The 23,743-nt window shown below is 71.3% G+C and carries 25 protein-coding genes; 15 read left to right on the forward strand and 10 right to left on the reverse strand.

Annotated features, from left to right (window positions below):
• Positions 1-157: 157 nt before the first annotated feature.
• Together O7616_RS17710 and O7616_RS17715 are read right to left on the reverse strand one after the other, a co-directional pair.
• Entirely contained in the window at positions 158-712 is a 555-nt protein-coding gene (locus tag O7616_RS17710) for a hypothetical protein (RefSeq protein ID WP_282303013.1), read from the reverse strand.
• A gap of 164 nt (positions 713-876) precedes the next feature.
• Positions 877-1,146, reverse strand: coding sequence for a GlsB/YeaQ/YmgE family stress response membrane protein (locus tag O7616_RS17715; protein ID WP_282260328.1), 270 nt, complete (start codon positions 1,144-1,146; stop codon positions 877-879).
• Positions 1,147-1,609: 463 nt separating this feature from the next.
• Here O7616_RS17715 and O7616_RS17720 point away from each other — a divergent pair, with 463 nt between their 5' ends.
• Both O7616_RS17720 and O7616_RS17725 read left to right on the forward strand, forming a co-directional pair.
• On the forward strand, positions 1,610-2,386 hold the full coding sequence (locus O7616_RS17720; RefSeq protein ID WP_282303014.1) for a hypothetical protein: 777 nt from the start codon (positions 1,610-1,612) through the stop codon (positions 2,384-2,386).
• A gap of 215 nt (positions 2,387-2,601) precedes the next feature.
• Positions 2,602-3,477 carry an endonuclease/exonuclease/phosphatase family protein gene (locus O7616_RS17725; RefSeq protein ID WP_282303015.1) on the forward strand — a complete coding sequence of 292 codons (876 nt, stop codon included), beginning with the start codon at positions 2,602-2,604 and terminating at the stop codon, positions 3,475-3,477.
• Between the two features lie 36 nt (positions 3,478-3,513).
• Here O7616_RS17725 and O7616_RS17730 read toward each other — a convergent pair whose 3' ends face one another.
• Positions 3,514-5,223, reverse strand: coding sequence for a hypothetical protein (locus O7616_RS17730; protein WP_282303016.1), 1,710 nt, complete (start codon positions 5,221-5,223; stop codon positions 3,514-3,516).
• Between the two features lie 101 nt (positions 5,224-5,324).
• Between O7616_RS17730 and O7616_RS17735 the strand changes: the two genes are divergently transcribed.
• The 12 genes from O7616_RS17735 (at position 5,325) to O7616_RS17790 (ending at position 15,452) form a co-directional block, all read left to right on the forward strand.
• Positions 5,325-6,644, forward strand: coding sequence for a CHAT domain-containing protein (locus tag O7616_RS17735; RefSeq protein WP_282303017.1), 1,320 nt, complete (start codon positions 5,325-5,327; stop codon positions 6,642-6,644).
• A 35-nt stretch (positions 6,645-6,679) separates the two neighbouring features.
• On the forward strand, positions 6,680-6,976 hold the full coding sequence (locus O7616_RS17740) for a hypothetical protein (protein ID WP_282303018.1): 297 nt from the start codon (positions 6,680-6,682) through the stop codon (positions 6,974-6,976).
• On the forward strand, positions 6,973-7,584 hold the full coding sequence (locus O7616_RS17745; protein ID WP_282303019.1) for a hypothetical protein: 612 nt from the start codon (positions 6,973-6,975) through the stop codon (positions 7,582-7,584). Before O7616_RS17740 ends, O7616_RS17745 begins: the two co-directional genes overlap by 4 nt.
• A 446-nt stretch (positions 7,585-8,030) precedes the next feature.
• On the forward strand, positions 8,031-8,360 hold the full coding sequence (locus O7616_RS17750) for a TraR/DksA C4-type zinc finger protein (protein WP_282303021.1): 330 nt from the start codon (positions 8,031-8,033) through the stop codon (positions 8,358-8,360).
• Positions 8,361-8,506: 146 nt separating this feature from the next.
• Positions 8,507-9,550, forward strand: a complete 1,044-nt coding sequence (locus tag O7616_RS17755; RefSeq protein WP_282303022.1) for an aromatic ring-hydroxylating dioxygenase subunit alpha — start codon at positions 8,507-8,509, stop codon at positions 9,548-9,550.
• Positions 9,547-9,753 (forward strand): hypothetical protein, encoded by a 207-nt coding sequence (locus O7616_RS17760; protein WP_282303023.1) that lies wholly within the window; start codon positions 9,547-9,549, stop codon positions 9,751-9,753. The genes O7616_RS17755 and O7616_RS17760 overlap by 4 nt, the downstream gene beginning before the upstream one ends.
• The gene (locus tag O7616_RS17765) at positions 9,750-10,703 is read left to right on the forward strand and encodes a PDR/VanB family oxidoreductase (protein WP_348773821.1); all 954 of its coding nucleotides are present in this window, start codon (positions 9,750-9,752) and stop codon (positions 10,701-10,703) included. The genes O7616_RS17760 and O7616_RS17765 overlap by 4 nt, the downstream gene beginning before the upstream one ends.
• A 54-nt stretch (positions 10,704-10,757) precedes the next feature.
• Entirely contained in the window at positions 10,758-11,489 is a 732-nt protein-coding gene (locus tag O7616_RS17770) for an IclR family transcriptional regulator (RefSeq protein WP_282303024.1), read from the forward strand.
• 76 nt (positions 11,490-11,565) lie between these two features.
• Positions 11,566-12,492, forward strand: coding sequence for an SDR family NAD(P)-dependent oxidoreductase (locus tag O7616_RS17775; protein ID WP_282303025.1), 927 nt, complete (start codon positions 11,566-11,568; stop codon positions 12,490-12,492).
• Between the two features lie 24 nt (positions 12,493-12,516).
• Positions 12,517-13,398 (forward strand): amidohydrolase family protein, encoded by an 882-nt coding sequence (locus tag O7616_RS17780; RefSeq protein ID WP_282303026.1) that lies wholly within the window; start codon positions 12,517-12,519, stop codon positions 13,396-13,398.
• 17 nt (positions 13,399-13,415) lie between these two features.
• The gene (locus O7616_RS17785) at positions 13,416-13,868 is read left to right on the forward strand and encodes a MaoC family dehydratase (protein WP_282260309.1); all 453 of its coding nucleotides are present in this window, start codon (positions 13,416-13,418) and stop codon (positions 13,866-13,868) included.
• Positions 13,869-13,928: 60 nt separating this feature from the next.
• Positions 13,929-15,452, forward strand: coding sequence for a long-chain fatty acid--CoA ligase (locus O7616_RS17790; RefSeq protein ID WP_282303027.1), 1,524 nt, complete (start codon positions 13,929-13,931; stop codon positions 15,450-15,452).
• Here the strand turns inward: O7616_RS17790 and O7616_RS17795 are convergent.
• From O7616_RS17795 to O7616_RS17825, 7 genes are all read right to left on the reverse strand, one after another.
• Complete coding sequence (locus O7616_RS17795) at positions 15,376-16,263, reverse strand: PaaX family transcriptional regulator C-terminal domain-containing protein (RefSeq protein ID WP_282303028.1); 888 nt, start codon at positions 16,261-16,263, stop codon at positions 15,376-15,378. The genes O7616_RS17790 and O7616_RS17795 overlap by 77 nt on opposite strands.
• 39 nt (positions 16,264-16,302) lie before the next feature.
• A complete protein-coding gene (locus O7616_RS17800; protein ID WP_282303029.1) occupies positions 16,303-17,115 on the reverse strand; it encodes an ABC transporter ATP-binding protein in 813 nt (270 codons plus the stop codon).
• Positions 17,108-17,932: an ABC transporter permease gene (locus O7616_RS17805; RefSeq protein WP_282303030.1), complete on the reverse strand. Its 825-nt coding sequence runs from the start codon at positions 17,930-17,932 to the stop codon at positions 17,108-17,110. The genes O7616_RS17800 and O7616_RS17805 overlap by 8 nt, the downstream gene beginning before the upstream one ends.
• Positions 17,929-18,729, reverse strand: coding sequence for an ABC transporter permease (locus tag O7616_RS17810; RefSeq protein ID WP_282303031.1), 801 nt, complete (start codon positions 18,727-18,729; stop codon positions 17,929-17,931). The genes O7616_RS17805 and O7616_RS17810 overlap by 4 nt, the downstream gene beginning before the upstream one ends.
• A 66-nt stretch (positions 18,730-18,795) precedes the next feature.
• Positions 18,796-19,770 carry an ABC transporter substrate-binding protein gene (locus O7616_RS17815; RefSeq protein ID WP_282303032.1) on the reverse strand — a complete coding sequence of 325 codons (975 nt, stop codon included), beginning with the start codon at positions 19,768-19,770 and terminating at the stop codon, positions 18,796-18,798.
• A gap of 197 nt (positions 19,771-19,967) precedes the next feature.
• Positions 19,968-21,140 (reverse strand): 4-hydroxybenzoate 3-monooxygenase, encoded by a 1,173-nt coding sequence (gene pobA / locus O7616_RS17820; protein WP_282303033.1) that lies wholly within the window; start codon positions 21,138-21,140, stop codon positions 19,968-19,970.
• 27 nt (positions 21,141-21,167) lie between these two features.
• Complete coding sequence (locus O7616_RS17825) at positions 21,168-22,628, reverse strand: benzaldehyde dehydrogenase (RefSeq protein WP_282303034.1); 1,461 nt, start codon at positions 22,626-22,628, stop codon at positions 21,168-21,170.
• Between the two features lie 274 nt (positions 22,629-22,902).
• Here O7616_RS17825 and O7616_RS17830 point away from each other — a divergent pair, with 274 nt between their 5' ends.
• The gene (locus O7616_RS17830) at positions 22,903-23,721 is read left to right on the forward strand and encodes a CoA transferase subunit A (protein ID WP_282303035.1); all 819 of its coding nucleotides are present in this window, start codon (positions 22,903-22,905) and stop codon (positions 23,719-23,721) included.
• The last annotated feature ends 22 nt before the right edge of the window (positions 23,722-23,743 follow it).

Raw genomic sequence — 23,743 nt, forward strand, 5'->3', positions numbered from 1 at the left:
TGGCGAACGCCTCGTGAAACGGTCGGGCCGGTGTGGTGCGGTCACCCGCACTCCGCCGGCCCGGCCGGACACGTACCGGCGTGCACCGGACGGCGACCCCGCCCGAACCGGTGCGGCCCCGGCGCCGGCCACCGCCGTCGCCACGGCCGCCCGGTGGTCAGCCCAGCGTGAAGGTCACGTCGTCCACGTCGAAGGTGGTGACGCCGTTGCCGGCCGTCTCGCTGGCGAGGAAGCTGACCGTCGCGGTGCGTTCGGTGGTCGCCGTGCCGCTAGACATGGTGTATTGCCGCCACTGCGCCCCGCCGTCGAAGGCCAGCGAGAACCGCGTCTTCGGGGGTATCCCGGTGACGGCCAGTCCGACGTTCAGGTAATCCCCGCGGCTGGTCTCCGTGGTGGTCGTGCGGACCCAGAAGCGGACGGTCAGGTCGCAGTCGGCGGGCACCGTGACGGTGGTGCGCAGCAGGTCGCTGCGCGTCACGTCCAGCCCGGCGAAGGTGGCGTACGCGCGGCCGGTGTGCGCGGGTCGGGTCGTGTCGCCGAACACGACGATCCGGGGGCCGGCGGTCCAGTCGGTGGTGCCGCGCTCGAACCCGGGGTTGGCGTGGATCTGCCCGGCGCAGGGCGCGTCGGCTGCCGGTCGGCCGTGCGACGCGCTGCCCGTGGCCAGGAGTAGCAGGGCCGCAGCCGAGACGGTGGTGATGAAGCCCTTCATCGGTTCTCCCCGTGTCAATACATCCGAGACCATCGATGCCTGATTGACGATGCGTGATGGATGTCGGCGCGTCAAGTCCTTCCCGGTTCGCAGGTCACAGGTCGCGGACAGCGCGAAGCGGGCCCGTCCAGGCGGTGTGGACGGGCCCGCGGCGGCGGTGATTGCTAGTGCGTGCGGCGGCCGTAGGTGCGGTCGAGGATCGCGACGCCGGCCACGGCGAAGGCGAGTTGCAGGCCCAGTTCGATCCAGTCGATCCCTGCGGTGTCGTCCACGCCGAGAGCCCCGGCGACCAGCGTGCCGACGATCGCGGCGACAACGCCGACCGCGAGCGTCACCAGGAACGACAGGTTCTGCTTACCCGGCAGGATCAGGCGTCCCAGCACGCCGATGATCAGGCCGATGATGATCGCGCTGAAAAAGCCGGCGATTTCCATTGTCGTTGTCCTCCCACCGAATTCTCGTCGGGCTGATCACTGCCCCGGCCTGGACGCGGGCAAACCCCGTCGGTGCGCCCGAGGCGGACGCCCGCCGGGGTGCCCTCCGGCAGGAACCGTCGGACAGCGACGGGAGTCGATGTTGCCGGGGCGGTTGCCGGTGTGCTGGAATGACCCGGGCCGCAGCACGGGGGCAACCGTGCTGGGCAACGGCCGACACGGGAGCAGAGCGGTGCCGGAAACCCGCCACGTCGGCGGCGTACGCGGCATCGCCGGGCCATCTCCACGAAGACGGGCAGGCGTCCGCCGTACGTGACCCGCCACGACCTCCGTCCCGCCGGAACGTCCGATGCGTCGGGCCGGCGCGTCCACCGGTGACGAGGCGGGCAGCGAGCGCCGTGTTCGGAAGAACGGTTCCCGTTCCTGCCCGCTCGGCAGGGATCCGATCTCACGAAGGATGACCATGCGCCGTTACCTTGCGGTGTTCACCGCCGCCCTGATCCTCGGCACGACCGCCGGCAGTGTCCCGGCGGGCGCGTCGGGTGCCTCCCACCGCTCGTGCGCCACCCGTGGCCTGCTCTTCTGCGAAGACTTCGAGCGGCTCCCTCCGGGGGGTGCCAGCACGTTGGACTGGGGCGTCGACACCCGCAACGGCACGCTCACCGTGGAGCGTGGCCGACGCGGCAACCAGGTGCTGCACATCCACACCGTCGACAACGGGCGTGCGTTCCTGCGCGTCGACGACTTCGCCGCTCCCGGTAACCGCTTCTACGGCCGGATGCGACTGCGTGTCGACGCCTTCCCCACCGCCCCCGACTGGGCGCACTTCACGCTCGTCGAGGCGACCGGCACGGGCAGTTCCGAGGTCGTCCGCCCGATCGGCGGCCAGTACGCGCCCACCGTCCCCGGGATCTTCTGGGGTGTGGGTGCCGACGGCGGCCCGACCGGGGACTGGACCAACTGGCGGGAGTCCGCCCCGGTCACCGAGGACACCTGGCAGTGCTTCGAGTGGAAACTCGACCCGACCGACAACCGCGTCGCGGTGTGGATCGACGGCGTGGCGAACCCGGAACTGACCGCCTCCACCACCGACCACGGAGGCAACGACGTGCCCTTCGTCCTGCCGACGGTCGACACCGTGAAGGTCGGCTGGCAGCTCTACCAGGGCGGGACCACACCCGGCGCGTTCGACCTGTGGATCGACGACATCGCCCTCTCGACCAAACGGCTCGGCTGCTGACGTCGATCGTCACGTTCCACAGCCGGCGACCGCCGGCCACCGCCCCGGGTGTCGACTCCGCCCGGGGCGGCTCGCCGTCTCAGGGGACGGGTGACCAGGCCGGTCGGCGCGGTCTCGTCGATCTCCTGTTCCCTGATGTTCGGTGTCGCGTCGACTCGGATCGATAGGGTGCGTCGGGCCGCCATCGACGGCGGTCCGTGTGCGAAGGAGAGTCGATGCGCAAGACGACAGTCTGGTCCGCTCGGGCCCTGGGGGCTTTGACGACTGCGGTGACGCTGGTGGCGGCCCTGCTGCCGGCCGCACCGGCGGCCGCGGCGACCGTGGCCTTCAGGGCGGCGACCCTGAACATCTACAACGGGCTGAGCCAGGCGGACTTCGTCCACGACCTGAACCTGATCGCGTCGACGGCGGACGTCGTCGGCCTCAACGAGGTCGGCAACCGCAAGGCTTTCCTGGAGAACTGGGCCGCGAACAACGGCTGGTGGCTGTACGCGCCGGGTGGAACCAACCAGGCCGGTGAGGCGCTGATCGCCAAGAAGAGCATGTTCGACGTACTCGACAAGGGCTCGGTCTTCGTCTGTGACACCAACGGTCCCGGTGAGGTGCCGCCCGCGCGGTACGACAACTGGGTCAGGTACCGGCACAAGGCCAGCGGCCGAGCCGTGACCCACATCAACGCCCACGCCGTGGCGGGCATCGAGGCCGCCGGCCGACCGGAGGACCTGCCGCGCACCAGGTGCGCCGAGGCGCAGTTCCAGCACCTCAGGGACCTGGCGGTCGCCAAGCAGGCCGAGGGTCAGGTCATCGTCAGCGGCGACCTCAACGTGGACTTCAGCGCCGACCGGAGCTACGGGTACGCGAAGTTCCCGTGGAAGGTCTTCGAGGCCAACGAGCTGCCGAATCTGCGCTCCACCTACAACCTCTACGGCGAGAAGGGCACCGGGACGCACGGCAACCGGCACATCGACTACGTCTACTTCTGGAAGCGGCTGCCGGAATACCAGCTCATGTGGATGACCGGATACGACATCGTCGGCGGCACGAAGTCCGACCACAACGGGGTCGTCGCCACCTTCTCCATCCAGAGCTGAACCGCTCGTGGACGGCGACGGGATGCGCCGTCGCCGTCACCGCCCTGCGCCGCGCGCGGTGTGGAATGGCTGCTCGAGTGCCCGGCGGCAGGCGACGAGGCGTTCGGCCAGGTCCGGCGAGGCCCGGTGGACGGGCGAGAGGTCGCCACGAAGGTCCAGCATCTGGGACCACGCGACGGCGCGCCCCTGTTCGAGCAGTTCGATGCCCACGCTGACGGCGCCGGTGGTGGCGGCGCCGGCAGCGGCGTCACAGGCGAGGCCGGCGGCGTGCGACTCGATGAGGAACTGCTGGTCGTCGGGGTCGATGCCGCGCCAGGCGAGCAACGGCAGCAGCCCCACCGCCGCGCTGTACGCGCCGACGGCGGCGGACGGGCCGTCCCGTTCGGCGACGGCTCGCGCGGCGCGGATGGCCGCTCGGAGCCGCGTCGCCGCCGGGGCGGTGACCGAAGCCCGCGCCGCGGACCAGGCGTCCACCGCGTCGTCGACGTCGGCGTCGTCGCCGGACGACTCGTACCGGTCGTGCAGGACGGTGCCGAGCAGTGTCAACCGGTCGGCACGCTCGGGGCTCTCGACGGCTGTCGCCGCGACCGCCTGCCGGGCCAGCGCGATCGCCTCGTCAAGGGTGGCGTCATCGCCCGTCCCGGCGGAACGCAGCCGCAGCGCCCCGGCGAGGTTCATCAGGTAGCCGGCGCGATCGGGAGCATTCGTCGGGCCGGATGCCAACGCCCGCCGCCCGACGTCGACGGACTCGTCGAGGTCGGCGTCTCTGCGGCGCCGGGCGTACCGCAGCCGTAGCTGCCCGCCCAGGTTGGACAGGTACATCGCCGGGTGGGCGGCCGCCGCGACCGCCAGCCGGCACATCTCGACGGCCTCGTCGAGGTCGGCGGCGTCGCCGTCACGCTGGGCGCGGCGGCACAACGCCCCGCTGAGGAGGTTCCAGAGGGCAGCCGCGTCGGGGTGGCCCTCCGGCTGATGGGCCACCGACCGACGGCTCAGCGTGATGGCCTCGTCGAGATCCGCCCTGACCCCGGCCAGGTCGTACCGGTGCACCAGCGCGCCCGCCAGGTTCGCCAGGTGGACGACGTACGACGAGGGGGACATGCTCGCGGGCAGCCCCATCCGGCCGAAGGCGATGGCGTCGTCGAGGTCCGCGGTCAGGCCCGTCCGCCGGTACCGGACCTGGATGGCGCTCGCCAGCCGGCCGATGACCAAGGACCGGTACGGGTGATCGTGCGCGATGACGCCGATCGTCTCCCTGCCCACCAGGATGGCCTCGTCGAGGTCCGCCAGGGGCGCGGCGGCCGGGTCGGAGTCGCGCGCACCCTCGATGACCTGCCTGAGCGCCTCCTCCAACACCACCGGGTCGCCGGTACGCCGTGCCTGCCGGATCAGGTCACGGGTGGTCCCCGCCTTCGGCGCGGAGTCGGCGACGCCGTCGGTGCCCAGCACCTTCCGCAACAGCGGCCCGGGCAGGGCCCGCAGGTCGACGCGGGCGACCTGCAGGAACAGCTCGATCGCCCGGCGGAGGTCCGGCTGCTCGCCGTCCGCCGGCAGGGCGAGGTAGCGGCACCAGTGCAACCAGGCCGCCGCCCGGACCGCCTCGAACCGGGTCGCCGCGTCGGTATCGCGCAGCAGGCGGTCCACCTCGGACAACGCCTCCTCGTCCAGCACCTGAGCAGGGTCACCGAGGTCGAAGGCGTGAACGCGGCTGCGAACCGCCGCCAGGAGTCGCTCGACGTCGGACACTCGCACCCTCCGTTGTCATGTTGTCGGCAGTTCTCCCGGTCAATCTTCACTGCTCGAATCACTACGCTGGTGAGCCGTATCGTTCATCCGACCACGGGACGGTGCCGCAGCAGATGGTCCAGCCCTGGCACGACACCACGTCCGCGACCGACCGGCGTATGGCGTTGGCGCGCGAGTGGGACCGGCTCGTCGACGAGGTGCGTGAGCTGCCCGACCTCGCCGACTTCCTCGAACCTCCCGACCTGGACACGCTGCTGCCCCCGCCCACGGAGGGGCCGGTGGTCGTCGTCAACGTCAGCCAGTGGCGCTGTGACGCGTTCATCGTCCGGCACACCGGCGTGACGGCACTACCGTTGCCCGAGTTGACCGCGCAGAGCGCGGCCGACTGGACCAACAGCTACTTGGGCACCCTCCGCGACGCCGAGCGGGCCGCCGGCGACCTCGACGCGCTCCGCGAGCACCGGCCCGGCGACGGCGGCATGAGAGGACGTCAAGCCGTGCAGCGGGCCGAGCGGACGATGTCGACGGCGCTGAGGGCGACGGAGGCGATGCTCACCGATCTGCTCGCCTGGCTCTGGGATGTCGCGGCCGGCCCGGTGCTCGACGAGCTGGGCCTGCGCGAGACACCGCCGTCCGGAGCACCGTGGCCGAGGATCTGGTGGTGTCCCACCGGTCCGATGACGCTGTTGCCGCTGCACGCGGCCGGGCATCACACCTCCGGCGACCGACCCGGGCGTACCGTCATCGATCGGGTCGTGTCGTCCTACACGCCGACGCTGCGCGCTCTGCGCGAGGCACGCCGCCCGCTCGCCCCCACCCCCGGCGCACACCGCATGCTGGCGGTCGGCGTCAGCGACGCCGAAGGGCAGGCGCCGCTCGGCGGGGTGGCGGACGAGCTGACGACCCTGGCGGAGCTGCTCCCCGCCGACCGGCTCACCGAGCTGACCGGGTCGGCCGCGACGCGTGACGCCATCCGGGCACAGCTCGTGGGTCACCGGTGGGCGCACTTCAGCTGCCACGGCATCCAGGATCTCCGCGACCCGTCCCGCGCCGGACTGGTGCTGGCCGACGGCACGCTGACGGTCACCGACATCGCCGCCGGGCAGTATCACGCGGACTTCGTCGGGCTCTCCGCCTGCAAGACCGCCACCGGCGGCGTCAATCTGCTCGACGAGGCGATAAGCCTCTCGGCCGCGCTGCACTACACCGGATACCGGCACGTCATCGGCACCCTGTGGTCGGTGTACGACAGCGACCACACCACCCGGTTGTTCCGCGCGCTCTACGAGGAGATAATCAGCGACGGACGCCTGTATCCGCACCGCAGCGCCCACGCGTTGCACCGGGCGACGCGCGCACTTCGCGACACCGCCGCCGACCAGCCGAGTGTCTGGACACCGTTCACCCACACCGGGCCGTGAAGGGAAACTCCTTGTCGACTGCCGAGGAGACCGACATGCGTTACCTCGAAGCCAGTGAGGACGACTTCGGGCAGGCCGCCGCGGCCTTCCTGCGAGAGACCACCGCCGACGGCACGGTCGTGCTCAGCGGGCCGTGCCCGCGCTGCGGGCACGCCATGGAATACCTGATAACCACGAGCGTGGTCAAAGGATGGCGAGCGCGGAGGGCCCCCGCCCCGACGGTGGCCCGACCGGTCGAGGAGATGTGCTGTACGTGTGAGCAGGACCATCCAGGACGCCCGGTCGACTACCTCGGCTGTGGGGCGTTCTGGGACCTGCCGCTGGACTCGTGACCGGGCCCGCGCCGACCCGTCGACCCGGCCGGCAGAACGCCCAGGCGCTCCAGCGCCTCTACCGCGAGGAACTCCCACGCGTACGGACTGCCGCCCTCGCCTGGCGCAACGGGCTCGGCGCCCTGCTCGCCGGGGTGCTCGGTTTCAGCCTCGTCAAGGGCCGCGCGGACATCAGCGGGTTGGCGAGTCCCTGGGCCGTCCTCGTCGGGGTGCTCCTGTTGGCCTCCCTGCTGGCCGGCGCGTACGCGGCGATGCGGCTGCTGCGCGCGGCGCACGGGCTGCCCGAGGTGGTCGAACGCGCCGTGGTGCGGTCCCGGATCGCCGCCGACCACGACGAGGCCGTCCGTGCCCAGCGGGCTCTGCGCGATGGCATCGGGGCGTTCGCGGCGTGCTCGGCTCTGCTGATCGCCGCGGTGGCGGTCACCTGGTACGGGCCGGCCAAGGAAGCGCAGCGGGTGCGGGTGGTCGTGACCGGCGAGACCGTCTGCGGCACCGTCGTCCGGGTGGGTGCCGGCACGCTCGTCCTCAAGACCCCACACGGTGAGCGGACCATCGACCTGAACGCGGTGTCCGGCCTGAGCCCGGCGGACGCCTGCCCGCCGGCCTGACCGCCGTGACGGAGGAGCAGGTGGCACCACGGCACGGGGCCGGCCGCGCGAGCCGGGAGTTGCTGTCGACCGACCGGCACGGCGTGGCCCTGGACCTCTGGTCGCTGAGGAGGTCGTGACCGGGGCGAGGGTCGACGGCATTGGTATTCGGCTGACGATCGCCCTATGGTGGAGGGCATGCCGCCGGTGACTCTCCGCTCGCCTGCCGTCACCGAGGTGGCGGCGACCGGTGCCGCCCGGATGTCGACGGCGGCCCGCCTGACGGCCGACCTGCGGGTCCCGGTCGTCCGCGCGCCTCGCATCGCGTTCACCCACCGGGTGTCCAGCCCGGCGCGAACCGGTCGAGACCCCCCGGCGGAATCGTTGCACCCAGAACGACCGCCAGGGCGAAGCCATTCGAGCTTCGGCCCTTTTCTTTTTTCACCCCTTCTTCGGAAAGGCAGGCCATGAGCCTCGATCATCGAACTGTCGACCAGGGTTGGCTGGCTGACCTGCGCGCGTCGCTGGCGGATGATTTCGCCACACAGACGGCCCGGCTCCGGGAACTGACCGAGCTCAACGCGGACACCGGCGACCCGGGCGAGGCGCACAACCAGGCCGCGCTGCTGGCCGCCACCCGCCACAACATCGAGCAGATCACCGGTGCGCTGGGCCGGATCAGCGACGGCACCTACGGACTCTGCGAGAGGTGCCACAAGAGCATCCCGGCCGAGCGGCTCGACGTGCTCCCGCATGCCCGCTTCTGCGTCCCGTGCCAGGAGAAGCAGAACAGGTGACGTGAGGGTGGCTGCCGCGCCGACGGCACGGCAGCCACCCCCGGAACGCCGAGGTTTTCACTCAGTGAAAGCTTCGGCCTCCGCTGCGGAGGCCGCGCGGGATGATTCGACTCCATCGACGTTCGTCTGGCTGGAGGGTCGATCGCATGGCATTCGCTCGTAACCAGTGGTATGTGGCGGCCTACGCCGGTGAGGTCGGTCGGGACCTGCTCGCCCGTACGGTGCTCGGCGAGCCGATGGTGCTGTACCGCACCGGCGCCGGACAGGCGGTCGCCCTCGCCGACCGGTGCGTGCACCGGCGCTTCCCGCTGTCCGAGAGCCGGCTCGACGGCGACACGATCGTCTGCGGATACCACGGCTTCACCTACGACCCGACCGGCGCGTGCGTCTTCGTACCCGGTCAGCAGCGCATCCCGCGCACCGCCCGGGTCGTCTCGTTCCCGGTGGTGGAACAGGACTCCTTCGTCTGGGTCTGGATCGGCGACCTGGACCGGGCCGACCCGACGACGATTCCCCGCGCGCCCTGGCTGGCGGACCCCCGCTACGCGGTGGTGCGGGGCATGGCCCCGCTGAACGCGCGGTACGGCCTGCTGGTGGATAACCTGATGGACCTGTCCCATGAGACGTACCTGCATGGCGGCTACATCGGCACGCCGGAGGTGGCGGACACCCCGATCACCACCACCGTGGACGAGGACCGGGGCATCGTCTACGTCAGCCGGCACATGGACGACGCCGCGTGTCCACCGTTCTACGCGCGCTCGACCGGGATCCAGGGTCGGATCACCCGGTGGCAGGACATCGAGTACCACCCGCCCTGCCTCTACCTCCTGCACAGCCGGATCGCGCCGCAGGGCGTCTATCCGCCCGCCGAGGGCGAGGACGACAAAGCCTTCCACGCCGAGATCGTGTACGCGATCACCCCGTCGACCGAGCACACCACCTACGACTTCTGGGCCGTGGCGCGCGACTTCGCCATCGACGACGAGTCGGTCAGCGAGTACCTGCACGACAGCAACCACACGGTGGTGATGCAGGACGTGACGGCGCTCGACATCCTGGAGCAGGTGATCGCCGCCGAGCCGGACCGCTACCAGGAGTTGAGCATCAACATCGACACCGGGGGCCTGGCCGCCCGGCGGCTGTTGGCCCGCCTGGTCGGGTCGGGGACGGTGGGAGCGCCGCGGTGAGTGATTGGGCCGGGGAGCGGCTCTACCGGGTCCACTGGTTGCCGGGCACCGACATCCTGCGGGGGAGCTGTCACTGCGGCGCGGAGCGTCTCGCCGAGGAGCCGATCGAGCTGTGGGAGTGGCTGCTCGCCCACCCGCAGGGCCACCAGGGCGCGGCCGTGCCCGCGTCCGAACCGCCGACCCGGCTGGCGATGCCGGCGTGACGGTGGACGAGTCGGCCGGCGTGGAGCTGGTGGTCACCCGCCGGGAGCAGGTGGCGGCGGAGGTCGTCGCGATCACCCTGGGTCGGCCGGACGGTGGTGACCTGCCCGACTGGACGCCCGGCGCGCACATCGACCTGGAGTTGGGCACCGGGCTGACCCGCCAGTACTCGCTCTGCGGCGACCCGGCGGACCGGTCGGTCCTGCGCATCGCCGTGCAGCGCGAACCGGACGGGCGCGGCGGCTCCCGGTTGGCGCACGAGCGGCTCACCGTCGGCGCGACCGTCCGGGTGCGCGAGCCCCGCAACACCTTCCGGCTGGTCGCGGCCCGGCGATACCTCTTCGTCGCCGGTGGCATCGGCATCACACCCATCGTCCCGATGGTCGCCGCCGCCGACGCCGCGGGCGCCGACTGGCGGCTGGTGTACGGGGGCCGCAGCCGCGCCACCATGGCCTTCGCCACCACCCTGCGGGAGAGGTACGGCGACCGGGTGAGCCTGTGTCCGCAGGACGAGACCGGGTTGCTCGACCTGACCGGGTTGCTGGGTCGGCCGACCGACGAGTTGGTCTACTGCTGCGGACCGGAACCACTGCTCACGGCGGTCGAGGAGCAATGCCGTGGCTGGCCGCCCGGTCGACTGCACGTCGAGCGTTTCACGCCGTCGGCCGCCCCCGGCGGGCAGGAGACGACCATCGAGGTCGAGCTGGTGCTCTCCGGGCGGACGGTCACCGTGCCGCCGGGCACGCCGATCCTGCAGGCGGTCGAGGAGGCCGGCGTGTCGGTCCTCTCGTCCTGCCGGGAGGGCACCTGCGGCACCTGTGAGACGCCGGTGCTCGACGGGGTGCCGGATCACCGCGACAGCCTGCTCACCGCCCAGGAACGGGCTGCCGGGGACACCATGATGATCTGCGTGTCCCGGGCCCGTACGCCCCGACTCGTGCTGGAGCTGTGACCGACCGGCGCGGGCGGGGATGATGGCGGAGTGCGCGCGCAACCGGGACGGTCGGTGACGAGCAAGGTGCTGGCGATGCTCGACGCGTTCAGCCCGACCACCCCGGCGCTGACCCTGAGCGAGCTGGCCCGGCGCTCCGGGTTGCCGGTGCCCACTGTGCACAGACGGGCCGCGGAGTTGGTCGCGTGGGGGGCGCTGGAGCGCGGCGACGACGGGCGGTACCGGATCGGCCTGCGCCTGTGGGAGGTGGGTTCGCTCGCACCGAGGGGGCTGGGGTTGCGCGAGCTCGCGCTACCGGTCATGGAGGACCTGTACGAGGTGACCCACGAGAACGTCCAACTCGCCGTCCGGCAGGACCTCGAACTCGTCTTCATCGAACGGATCTCCGGGCGGCACGCGGTGCCCGTGCTCACCCGGGTCGGCGGCCGCTTCGCGTTGCACGCCACCGGAGTCGGGCTGGTGCTGCTCGCCCACGCGCCGGTCGACGTGCAGGAGCAGGTGCTGGCCGCGCCGTTGGAGCGGTACACCGAGATGACCGTCACCGACCCGAGGCGGCTGCGCCGCTGTCTCGCCGAGGTACGCCGGGTCGGGTACGCGGTCAGCGACCGCCAGGTCACGATGGACGCCCTCTCGGTGGCCGCGCCGATCCGCGTACCGGAGGGCGTGGTGGCGGCGATCTCCCTGGTGGTCGCCCACGACCGGGCGGACCCGGTGGCGCTGGCCCCGCTGGTGCGGGCGGCGGGCCGGGCGCTCTCCCGGGCACTGGGAAAGACTGCAGATCGTTGACGCCCGATCAAATTCTGCATTACGTTGCCGGTGCGCGTGGTACCCGGAGGTCCACCATCGACGGCAGGGAGCGCTCATGTCACTGGACGGCAAAGTCGCCATCGTCACCGGGGCCGGGCGCGGTCTGGGCCTCGCCTACGCGCTGGAGTTGGCGCGGCGCGGCGCGGCGGTCGTGGTCAACGACGTCGACGCCGACGCCACGGCCGACGCGGTGACGGCGATCCAGGCGTCCGGCGGCCGGGCCGTCGCGGTCGTCGCACCCGTCGGTCCGACCGAGACCGCGAAGGAACTCGTCAGCACCGCCGTCGGGCAGTTCGGGCGCCTGGACATCCTCGTCACCAACGCGGGCGTCCTGCGCGACACCGTGCTGTGGAAGATGAGTGACGACGACTTCGACACCGTCATCAACGTGCACCTGCGTGGCACCTTCACCACCGTGCGCGAGGCGGTGCAGCACATGCGGCAGGCCGGTGCGGGCGGGCGGATCATCTGCGTCGGGTCACCCACCGGGCAGCGGGGCACCTTCGGCCAGACCAACTACGCGGCGGCCAAGGCCGGCATCGTCGGCATGGTCCGCACCTGGGCGCTGGAACTCGAACGGGCCGGTATCACCGCCAACACCGTCGTCCCGGTCGCCGCGACCGCGATGACCGCCACCGTCCCCTACTTCGCGGCGGCGGTACGGGCCGAGGCGAACGGTGAGCCGATGCCCGCGTTCTTCCGACACGACCTGGGGTTCGGCACGGCGGACGACGTGGCCGGGCTCGTCGCGTTCCTCGGCTCCGACGCGGCGGCCTCGGTGACCGGGCAGGTGATCGGCGTCGGTGGGGACCGCCTGCAGATCTGGACGCACCCGGAGGCGGCGTTGACCGCGTACCGCGAGGGCGGCTGGACGTACGACGCGCTGGTGGACGCCTGGCCGACGACGTTCGCCGGCGCGACGCAGGGCGTCGGCGAACGCTTCCCGAAACTCCCCGAGGAGTTCGAGCCCGCGACGTCCTGACCCGCCCGATCGAAGGTTGACCCCATGTACCAGCCCGCGATCGACCTCGACACGGTGACGGCGATCGACATGCACGTGCACATCGAGGTCGACGACCACGGCCACGCCTCACTGCCGGAACCTCTCGTGGCGGCGGCGTCGGCGTACTTCCGGACGGACGGCCCGCGACCGGCGGTCGGTGAGGTGGCGCGGTACTACCGCGAGCGGCGCATGGCAGCGGTCGTCTTCACGGTGGACGCGCGTACCCAGCTGAGGCACCAGCCGCTGTCGAGCGCCGACATCGCCCGCGCGGCGGCCGAACACGCCGACGTGCTCATCCCGTTCGGCTCGGTCGACCCGCGCACCGGTGAGGCGGCCCTCGACCTCGCCACCCGGCTGATCGAGGACGAGGGTGTACGCGGCTTCAAGTTCCACCCCACCGTGCAGGGTTTCGACCCGAGCCACGACGAGTACGCACCGCTGTGGGGCCTGCTCGAACGCGCGGGCGTCCCGGCGTTGTTCCACACCGGGCAGACCGGCATCGGCGCGGGCACCCCCGGCGGCTACGGCCTGCGGCTCGGCCTGTCCAATCCGATCCTGCTCGACCCGATCGCGGCGGACTTCCCCGACCTGCAGATCATCATGGCCCACCCGTCGGTGCCCTGGCAGGACGAGGCGTTGTCGGTCGCCACGCACAAACACAACACCTGGATCGACCTGTCCGGCTGGAGCCCGAAGTACTTCCCGGCGGAGTTGGTGCGCTACGCCAACTCGGTGCTGAAGCGACGGGTGCTCTTCGGCACCGACTACCCCCTGCTCACCCCCGACCGGTGGCTGCGCGACGTGCAGACGACCGACCTCAAGCCGGACGTGCTCCCGGGAATCCTCAAGGACAACGCGGCCCGCCTGCTGGGCCTCGCCCGGTGACGACGAGAGGAAACGCCATGACGACGACTATCACCTACGAGCGGCTGGGCGACTTCGCCGGCACCGATCTCGGGCACACCGAGTACCGCACGGTCACCCAGGACCAGGTGGACCTGTTCGCCGACGCCACGGACGACCACCAGTGGATCCACGTCGATCCCGAACGGGCGAGGACCGGCCCGTTCGGCGCGCCGGTCGCGCACGGCTTCCTCACCCTCTCCCTCGCCGTCCCCTTCTGGACGGAGCTGTTGGAGGTCAAGGGCGTGACCACGAAGGTCAACTACGGCCTCGACAAGGTGCGGTTCCCCGCCCCGGTCGTGGTCGGGGCGCGGGTGCGCATGCGGGCGACCGTCGTCGAGGTCGTCGAGGTGCGCGGCGGCTACCAGATCGCCGTCGACCAGACCATCGAGATCGAGGGCGGGACCAAGCCGGCGGTCGTCGCGCGCGGGCTCTACCGGTTCTACGCCTGAACCCCGGGGGCGTCCGCCGAGCCGGGTGAGCACACCACCTCCACCACCGGGAGACTGATGATGCACCAGCACGGAATCGGCGCCTGGTTGGCCAAGCGCCGCCTCAAGTCCCCGGACAAGGTCGCCCTCGTCCACGGCGACGGCTCGACACTGACGTACGGCGAGTTCGCCGACGCGGCGGACCGGATCGCGGCGGTGCTCCGGGAGTGGGGCGTCGACAAGGGTGACTCCGTCGCCTACCTGGGTGAGAACAGCCCCGAGTTCCTTCAGGTGATGTTCGGGGCGGCGCAGGTGGGGGCCGTCTTCGTACCGGTCAACACCCGGCTCGCCGCACCGGAGATCGCGTACCTGCTCGCGGACTGCGACGCGCTGGTGCTGATCCACGATCCGGACTTCGCGGTGCCGGTCGCGGCCGCCGCGTCGACCGCCCGGACCCCGCACGTCGTCGTCACCGGCGAGGGCACAGCGGACCGCCCCGGGCTGGCTCACCTGGCGCGCAGCGCCGCCGGGGTCACCGGCCACACCGACACCGCGCACCGGGATCCGGCGGCGATCGTCTACACGTCGGGCACGACCGGTCGGCCCAAGGGTGCCGTGCTGACCCACGGCAACCTCACCTGGGTGGCGCTCAACTGCGTGGTCGACTACGACGTCGTCTCCACCGATGTCGCGCTCATGATCTCGCCGCTGTTCCACGTCGCCTCGCTCGGGATGGGCGCGCTGCCGGTCATCCTCAAGGGCGCCACGATGGTCGTGGAGAAGGGCTTCGAGCCGGGCCGCGCGCTGGCGCAGATCGAGCGGCACGGGGTCACCATGCTCAGCGGGGTGCCGACCACGTACCAGTTGATGGCCGACCATCCCACCTGGGCGTCGACCGACCTGTCGACGCTGACGAAGCTCACCTGCGGCGGTTCGGCCGTGCCGGCCCGGATCCTCAACGCGTACGAGCAGCGGGGTCTGTCGTTCTCGCAGGGTTACGGCATGACCGAGGCGTCACCGGGCGCGACCGCGCTGCCCGCCACGATGACCCGCGTCAAGCAGGGCAGCGTCGGTCTGCCGCACTTCTTCACCGACGTCCGGATCACCGATGCGACGGGTGCGGTGTTGCCGACCGGCGCTGTCGGCGAGATCGAGGTGACCGGCCCCAACGTCTTCCCCGGCTACCACGGGCTTCCGGAGGCGACGGCCGAGGCGTTCACCGCGGACGGGTGGTTCCGCTCCGGCGACCTGGGCTACCTGGACTCCGACGGCTACCTCTACATCTCCGGCCGCCTGAAAGACATGATCATTTCGGGGGGTGAGAACATCTACCCCCTCGAACTCGAACAGCTCCTCACCGAGGTCGACGGGGTGACCTCGGCGGCGGTCATCGGGGTCCCGGACGAGCGTTGGGGGGAGGTGCCGTGGGCGATCGTGACAGTGCGGGAGGGGGCCGCGGTGGACACCGACACCGTCCGGGCGTGCCTCGACGGCAGGATCGCGCGCTACAAACTCCCGAAGAACGTCGTCATCGTGGACGAGCTGCCGCGGACGGCGTCCGGGAAGGTGCGGAAGGCCGACCTGCGGACCCGTTTCGGCGCCTAGTCGCGGGCCGGGCGGCGACGAGGTCGGCGAACTCCGCCGCGGACGCCGCGGCCAGCTTCTCGTGCATCCGGCGGTAGGTCTCCACCGATCGCGTGGCGGGCCACTCCGCGTCCATGAACTCGGCCGGCAGCCTCGGGTCGGCGCGCAGCAGCGCGAGCCAGTCCGCCACCAGCATCGTCCGTACGGTCAGGGCGCTGGACGCCATCGTCGCCGCCGACGGGTCGTCCCACACCTCGATGAACGCGAGGTGCGCGCGCCGGATCGCCTCGATGTCCCACGCCGCGCGCACGCTCTCGCCGATCGGGAACCCGGCGAGTTCGCGGGCGTGGAAGGCGACGACGGTGTTGGGCGCGAGATCCTGCCGCAGCGGCTCCAACGACCCGGCCAGGTCGACCTCGCCGGGCGCGAGCCAGAGCCCGTCCCGGATCGGCGCGAAGCCCTCCCAGGTGAGGGTCGAGCGCAGGCGGTGCCGTAGCGTCCGCTGACCCTCCGGGATCGAGAAGGTGACGAGCGTCCACCCGCTGCCCTGCGGGTCGAACGGGCGCGGCCCGCGCACCCGGTGCTTCGCCTCGCGCAGCACCGCGACGCCGTGCTCGGTCAGCGAGAACAGGGTCTCCCGGCCACTGCGGCTGCGGGCCAGGATGCCGCTGTGCACGAGACGGTCGAGGGTCGCCCGGGTGGCCGGCGCCGCGACGTCCGCACCCTCCAACACGGTGATCAGGACGCTCGCCCGGATCGGGCCGGTGACGCCGTCGACGACGTGCTCGCCGAAGAAGGCGAGCAACAACTGCTTCGGCTGACGACTACCCACAGCGGTTCCCTTCGGCGAACTCGTTGCCCTGGCCGCCGGTCACCGCGGGGATCGCGGGGCCTCAGCCTGCCCGCGCTTGGCCCGCTGGATCTGGTCGTAGACGTGCGTCCGCAGTTCCGTGAAACGGGGCAGAGCGCGGGTCGTGATCTGATCGCGCTCCGGCGGCAGGTCGATCGCGAGGTCCTCCTGGACCCAGGTCGGCGACGTGGACAATACTAGAACCCGCTGGCCCAGATACACCGACTCGTCGATGTCGTGGGTGACGAAGACGACCGAGATGGTCCGGCTGGCGTGCAGCTCCCGGACCAGGTCCTCCAGGTCGGCCCTCGTCTGGGCGTCCACCGCCGCGAACGGCTCGTCCATGATCAGCACATCCGGCTGGTAGGCGACCGCCCGCGCGATCGCCACGCGCTGCTGCATCCCCCCGGAGAGCTGCCACGGGTGGCTCCGGGCGGCGTGGGCGAGACCCACCGCCTCCAGCGCGTCGGCGACCAGCTTGTGTCGTTGCGCCCGGGAGAGCTTCTTGTGCCGCAGCGGAAGCTCGACGTTCCCGCGCACCGTCAGCCAGGGGTAGAGGCTGCGACCGTACTCCTGGAACACGACGGCCATGGCCGGGCTGGGTCCGGTCACCGGCGCGCCGTCCATCTCCACCACGCCACTGGTGGGGCGCAGCAGGCCGGCGAGGCACTTCAGGAGGGTGGTCTTGCCGCAGCCGGACGGCCCGACGATACAGACCAGCTCGCCGGCCTCCATCGTGAAGCTGATGTCCCCGATCGCCTCGACGGTGCCCGTCGCGGACTCGTAGACCTTCCGCAGGTGCTCCACCCGCAGCAGGGCGCTCCGATCAGGCACGGTTGACCTCCCTGATTCCGTGGTACCAGCGCAGCACGCGCCGTTCGACGAGACCGAAAGCTACGGCGAGGAAGACGCCGACGAGACCGAGCAGCACGATGCCGCTCCACATCTCCGCGATCAGGTAGTTGCGCTGGAAGTAGGCGATCCGGTAGCCGAGGCCGGAGGACGACGCGAACATCTCGGAGATGACCATCAGGATCAGCGCGACCGAGAGGGCCTGCCGGACCCCGGCCATGATCCGTGGGCTGGCCGCCGGGAGCACGAGGAACCAGAGCCGCTCCCACCAGGACACCTGGAACGAGTCGGCCGTCTCCGTCATGACGCTGTCGGTGCCCCGGACACCCTCGATCGTGTTCAACAGGATCGGCCAGACCGCCCCGGAGACGATCACCACCACCTTCATGGTGTCGGTGATCCCGAGCAGGAGCATGGCCACCGGAATCAGCACCGGCGGTGGGATGGCCCGGAGGAACTCCAGCAGCGGTTCGAGCAGTTCACGCAACCAGTGGGTCAGGCCGATGACGGTGCCGGCGGCGATGCCCAGCACGATCGACACGGCGACACCGAGACCGAGCCGGGCGAGGCTCGGCAGCACGTCCGCGACGAACGACGGCCCGACCCAGGTCTCCCCGAAGGCCTCGGCGATCGTCAACGGGTCGGGGAAGAACTGGCTCGTCGCCCTCGTCGCCACCACACCCCACAGCACCAGGAGCAGCGTCGGCAGCCCCAGGGTGTGGAGGACGCTCGTCGCGACCCGGGCCCCGACGGTGCGGCCGCGCGTCGTGGCGGCGATCCGACCGGTGTACGCGGTCACCGCACCTCCTCTCCTCGTACGGACTGGTGCCAGGACAGCACCCGACGCTCGACGAACCGGAAGACGAGATTCACCCCGAGCCCGAGCAGGCCGGTGACCACGACCAGCGCGTACAGGCCGTCGGCGTCTCCGGCCGAGCGGGACAGCTCGATCATGCGCCCGAGGCCGGGGTTGCCGATCACCATCTCCGCGGTGATGGCCAGGATGAGCGCGACCGCCGCCGCGAGCCGCAGACCCGTCATGAGGTACGGCAGGGTGGTCGGCAGGACGAGGTGCGACAACTGCTCCCGTCGGGTCAGACCGAAACTGCGGGCGGTGTCCCGGGCCACCGCGTCGACGTCGGCGACACCGTAGATCACCTGCACGAACACCTGCCAGAACGACGCGTAGATGATGATGACGAGGGCGGCCTCCATCTGGATGCCGAACAGCAGCACGGCGAGCGGGATGAGGGCGACCGACGGGATCGGGCGCAGGAACTCGACGGCCGTGTGGGTGGCGCGCCGCAGGAACGGCACCAACCCGACGACGGTCCCGAGGACGACCGCGGCGAGCGTCGCCACCGTCAGACCGATCGCCCAGGACGTCATGGTGCTGCCCAGCCGCCGCCAGAACGCGAGGTCGACGAGCTGCTCGAACAGTCGGGCCAGCACGTCCGTCACGTACGGCAGATAGAGCGGGTCGACCAGGCCCAGCGTCGGGATCAGCTGCCAGACGACGAGGAAGCCGGTCAGGCCGACGACGCCCAGCACCGCCTTGCGGACCGCGCGCAGGCGTCGGGTGGAGAACACGGGCATGGCACTCCCGTCGTCACGCGGGCGGCGAAGCCCTCCCCGGTCCCGGGGAGGGCGGGACCGCGCCGGCTACTTCTGCTGGATGAGACGGTCGAAGTTCGGTTGCTTGTCGAGCACCTTGTACTTCTGCGCGAGGTCGGCGAGCGTCTGCAGGCTCGACCGGTCGACCTCCCACCCGAAGGCCGGGAGCCGTACCGAGTCGGCCACCGGAGGGGGCAGCTGCAGGTTGTCCTTGATGGCCTGCCGCACCGGTGCCACGTTGGCGGGGTCGTTGGCCCACTGCAGCGTCTTCTTCATCGCCGCCGTGAAGTCCTCGACCAGCTTGGCGTCCTTCTCCGTGCGCTCCTTGGTGGTGATCGTGGTGAGGGTGGTCAGACCGGGCACCACCGCCTGGTAGGGCGCGACGACGAAGGTGTCCCCACGGGACTTCAGTTGCGTGACGAACGGCTCCGGCACCCAGGCGGCGTCGATGTTGCCGGACTCCAGTTGGGCCGGGGCGTCCGGGAAGGCCACCTCGACGAACTTGATCGCCTTGGGGTCGCCGCCGTCCTTCTCGACCGCCGCCATGATCGTCACATCGCCGGCGGCACCGAGGCTGTTGACCGCGACCCGCTTGCCCGCGAGGTCGGCCGGCCGCTTGATGCCGGACTTCGCCGAGGCCACCACGGCGTTGATGTCGTCGCCGTCGGCGTACGAGGAGGCGTAGTTGCCGATGATGACGACGCCGAGGTCGCGCAGGTCGGCCCGGAAAGCGCCGAAGGGCTGGCCGATCGCGAAGTCGATGTCGCCGTTCATCAGGGCGGGAATGGCCTGCGCGCCACCCTGGGCGGGCAGCACCTCGACCTGGAGCCCGCGCTCGGCGAAGTGCCCCGCCTTGATTCCGCCCCAGAGCGCGGCGGTCTCGGTGATGGGCAGCGCAGCGACCCGGACCTTGCGCAACTCGCCCGAGGTCTGTTCGGACGGCGCGGACGCGTCGGAGTCGGTACATCCGGTGAGGGCGATCGCGGTAGCGGCGATCAGCCCGAGAGCCATGACCTTCTTCATTGACGAGGCCCTTCCTGGGCGGGGGTGGTGGGTGCGTCGGAAGTCGGCGGATGCCTCGGATCTGCAGGTGAACTACCGCTGCGTGGGGGCGCACGACGCTGTGGTGGGGCCATGGTCAGTCACCCCGGCATTGAAAGTCAATAATTTCTGACGCCCGTCATGAATAAGTTGAACGATGATGGGCGTCGGGGCGGCGCTCAGACCTCGGGCAGACCCACGTAGTTCTCCGCCAGGCTCGTGGCGTAGGCGTCGGAGGTGGCGACGTACCGCAACGTGGCGGTCTGCAACTTCGTCTCGTACGGGTCGTCGCGCTCCAACCGGTGCAGCATCGACGTCATCCACCAGGAGAAGTGCTGGGCCCGCCACACCCGGCGCAGCGCCGTCGCCGAGTAGGCGTCCAGCAGATCGGCGCGCCCCTCGTCGTACCACGCGGCGAAGGCGTCCCCGAGCAGCGCGACGTCGGCGAGGGCCAGGTTCATCCCCTTCGCCCCGGTGGGCGGGACGATGTGCACGGCGTCCCCGGCCAGGAAAAGCCGCTCCCACCGCATCGGCTCCACCACGAAGCTGCGCATCGGCGTGATGGACTTCTCCAGGATCGGCCCCTCGTTGAGCGACCACCCCGACACCGTCTCCAGCCGCGCCCGCAACTCCGTCCAGATCCGATCGTCCGGCCACTCGGCGATGTCCTCGTCCGGCGCGACCTGCAGATACAGCCGGGACAGCTCGGGTGAGCGCATGCTGTAGAGCGCGAAGCCCCGCTCGTGGTTGGCGTAGATGAGTTCGTGCACCGCCGGCGGGGCGGCGGCGAGGACCCCCAACCAGGCGAACGGGTACGCGCGCTCGTACGTGGTCAACACCCCGTCGGGCACCGCGCCACGGCTCACCCCGTGGAACCCGTCGCACCCGGCCACGAAGTCGCAGTGCAGCTCCTCGTCGCGCCCGTCACGTCGAAAGTGGACCACCGGCGAGTCGGTGTCGAGAGCGTCCAGCCGGACGGCCTCGGCCTCGAAGAGGAGCGAACCGCCGGCCGACAGTCGGGCGGCGATCAGGTCCTTGACCACCTCCTGCTGCCCGTAGACGGTGATCGCCCGTCCCGTCAGGTCGGTCATCGGCACCCGGTGCGACTCCCCGGCGAAGCGCAGCTCGATGCCCTCGTGCCGTAGCCCCTCCCGGCGCAGCCGCTCACCGACACCGGCGCGGCACAGCAGGTCGACCGAGCCCTGTTCGAGGACCCCCGCCCGTAGCCGGTGCTCGACGTGGTCGCGGCTGCGGCTCTCCAACACCACGGACTCGATCCCGCGCAGGTGCAGCAGGTGCGACAGCATGAGCCCCGCCGGCCCGGCGCCGACGATGCCGACCTGGGTACGCATTCCCGGCATCCTCCTCTCTCCCTGGGGTCAGAACGGGTACCGCGCGATACTGCCCCGCACGGTCAGCCACTGCGTCTCGGTGAACGCCTCGATGTTCGCCGCGGGCCCGCCGAACCGGGAGCCGGTGCCCGAGGCCCCGACGCCGCCGAACGGCGCCACCGCCTCGTCGCTGACCGTCTGGTCGTTGATGTGCACGATCCCGCTGGGGATCCGGTCGGCGAGGGCCATCGCCCTCGTCACGTCCTGGCCGAGGATGCCCAGCGACAGGCCGTACTCGGTCTGCCGGGCCAACTCGACGGCCTCGTCCTGGTCGGCGAAGGTGGTCACCGGGGCGACCGGACCGAAGACCTCCTGGGCGTACGCCGGGGTCGTGGGCGTGACGTCGGCGAGGACCGTCGGCCGGTAGAACAACCCCTCGTAGGTGCCTCCGGCCGCCAGCCGGGCACCCGCGTCGACGCTCGCCGTGACCAGCGCGTGGATCTTGTCGCGTTGGCGCTCGTCGATGATCGGCCCGAGCGCCACCTGCTCCTTGCTCGGGTCGCCGACCGGCAGGTGGTCCGCCTTCTCGGCCAACCGCTCCACGTACCGCTCGGCCAGGCTCTCGTGCACCAGGTGCCGTCCGGTGGTCATGCAGATCTGGCCCTGGTGCAGGAAGGATCCCCACGCGCCGGCCGAGACGGCGAGGTCCAGGTCGGCGTCGTCGAGCACGATCAGCGCCGAGTTGCCGCCGAGTTCGAGGTGCGCTCGCTTGAGGTGCCGGGCGGCCGCCTCGCCGACCGTGCGGCCGGCGGCCGTCGAGCCGGTGAAGCTGACCACCCGTACGCGCGGGTCGGCCACCAGCGCCTCGCCGACCTCGACCCCGCCGGGCAGGACGTGCAGCAGACCGCCGGGTAGTCCGGCCTCCTCGAAGACCCGCGCGATCGAGACGCCACCGCAGACCGCGGTGCGCGGATCGGGCTTGAGCACCACGGCGTTGCCCAGCGCGAGGGCCGGTGCGACGGAGCGGGTGGCCAGGATGAGCGGGAAGTTGAACGGCGCGATGACCCCGACGACGCCGACGGGCAACCGGCGGGCCAGGCTGAGCCGCGGTTGCGCGCTCGGGATGATCTCGCCGAGCGGGTGCGAGGCCAGCGCCGCCGCCTCGTAGCACTCCTGTGCCGCGGTGTCCGTCTCGACACCGGCCTTGGGCGGGATGGACCCGGCCTCGCGCACGATCCAGTCACCGATCTCGGCGGCGTGCTGCTCGAACAGCTGCCCGGCCCGACGCAGCACCGCCGCCCGCTCGACGTAGCCGGTGGCGGCCCAGGCGCGTTGCGCGGCGTCGGCCCGGGCGCAGGCCCGCGTCACGTCTTCGGCGTTCGCCACCCCCACCTGGCCGATCTCCTCCCCGGTGGCGGGGGACCGCACAGCCGCCGTGCCCCCGGCCGGCTCCACCCAGCCGTCGCTGTGCAGCGTGCCGTGCCAGGTCGTGGCGTCCAGCAGTGTCATGGCGGTCCTCCTCGGAGCGTGGATCGGTGGGGTGGTCCGGGGTGACCGGGCGTGGCGGGCTTCCGCTCACGAGCGGCCAGGTGTGTTCGCGTACCGAACGGCCGTTCTCTTCATGAACGTTGGCACGTGGTCCGGCTCGCGTCAACGCATCGGCCGCCGTGACTTCGCAACACTGTGGATGGTCCGACCGACCCGCCGTTGACGGATGTCGTCGTCCGTCGTACGTTCGAAATGAGTACGGCAGTCCGCATAGCGAACAGAGGCGGGGAGGCTCATGGCGAAACTCGTCTCGCTGGCCGAGGGTGTGGCACACCTGGTCCGCGACGGTGACGTGGTCGCCCTGGAGGGGTTCACCCACCTCATCCCGTTCGCCGCCGGTCACGAGATCATCCGGCAGGGGCGGCGGGATCTGACCCTGGTGCGGATGACCCCCGACGTCATCTACGACCAGCTCATCGGCGCCGGATGTGCCAGTCGCCTGGTCTTCTCATGGGGCGGCAACCCCGGCGTCGGGTCGCTGCACCGCTTCCGGGACGCCGTGCAGAACGCCTGGCCGGGGCCACTCGAGTTGGAGGAGCACAGCCACGCGGGCATGGCGAACCGCTACGTCGCCGGGGCGTCCGGGCTGCCGTTCGCCGTCCTGCGCGGCTACACCGGGACGGACCTGCCCCGCCACACGACGAACATCCGGCCCATCACCTGCCCCTTCACCGGTGAGACGCTCACCGCCGTGCCGGCCCTGCGCCCCGACGTGACAGTGGTGCACGCCCAGCGCGCCGACCGCGACGGCAACGTGCAGATGTGGGGCATCACCGGCGTGCAGAAGGAGGCGGTGCTCGCCGCCGACCGGTCCCTGGTCACCGTCGAGGAGATCGTGGACGAGCTGGAACCCGTACCCGGGCAGGTCGTCCTGCCCGGCTGGGCGGTCACCGCGGTGGCCGAGGTGCCCGGCGGCGCCCACCCCTCCTACGCCCACGGCTACTCGGTGCGGGACAACGACTTCTACCGCGACTGGGACGCCGTCAGCCGGCACCGCGACACCTTCCGCGCCTGGCTCGACCAGCACGTGCACCGCGCCGGGGCGGCGGCGTGACCACGACGACCGGCTGGACCGC

It is taken from the genome of Micromonospora sp. WMMD964, from assembly GCF_029581455.1.
Taxonomy (GTDB): domain Bacteria; phylum Actinomycetota; class Actinomycetes; order Mycobacteriales; family Micromonosporaceae; genus Micromonospora.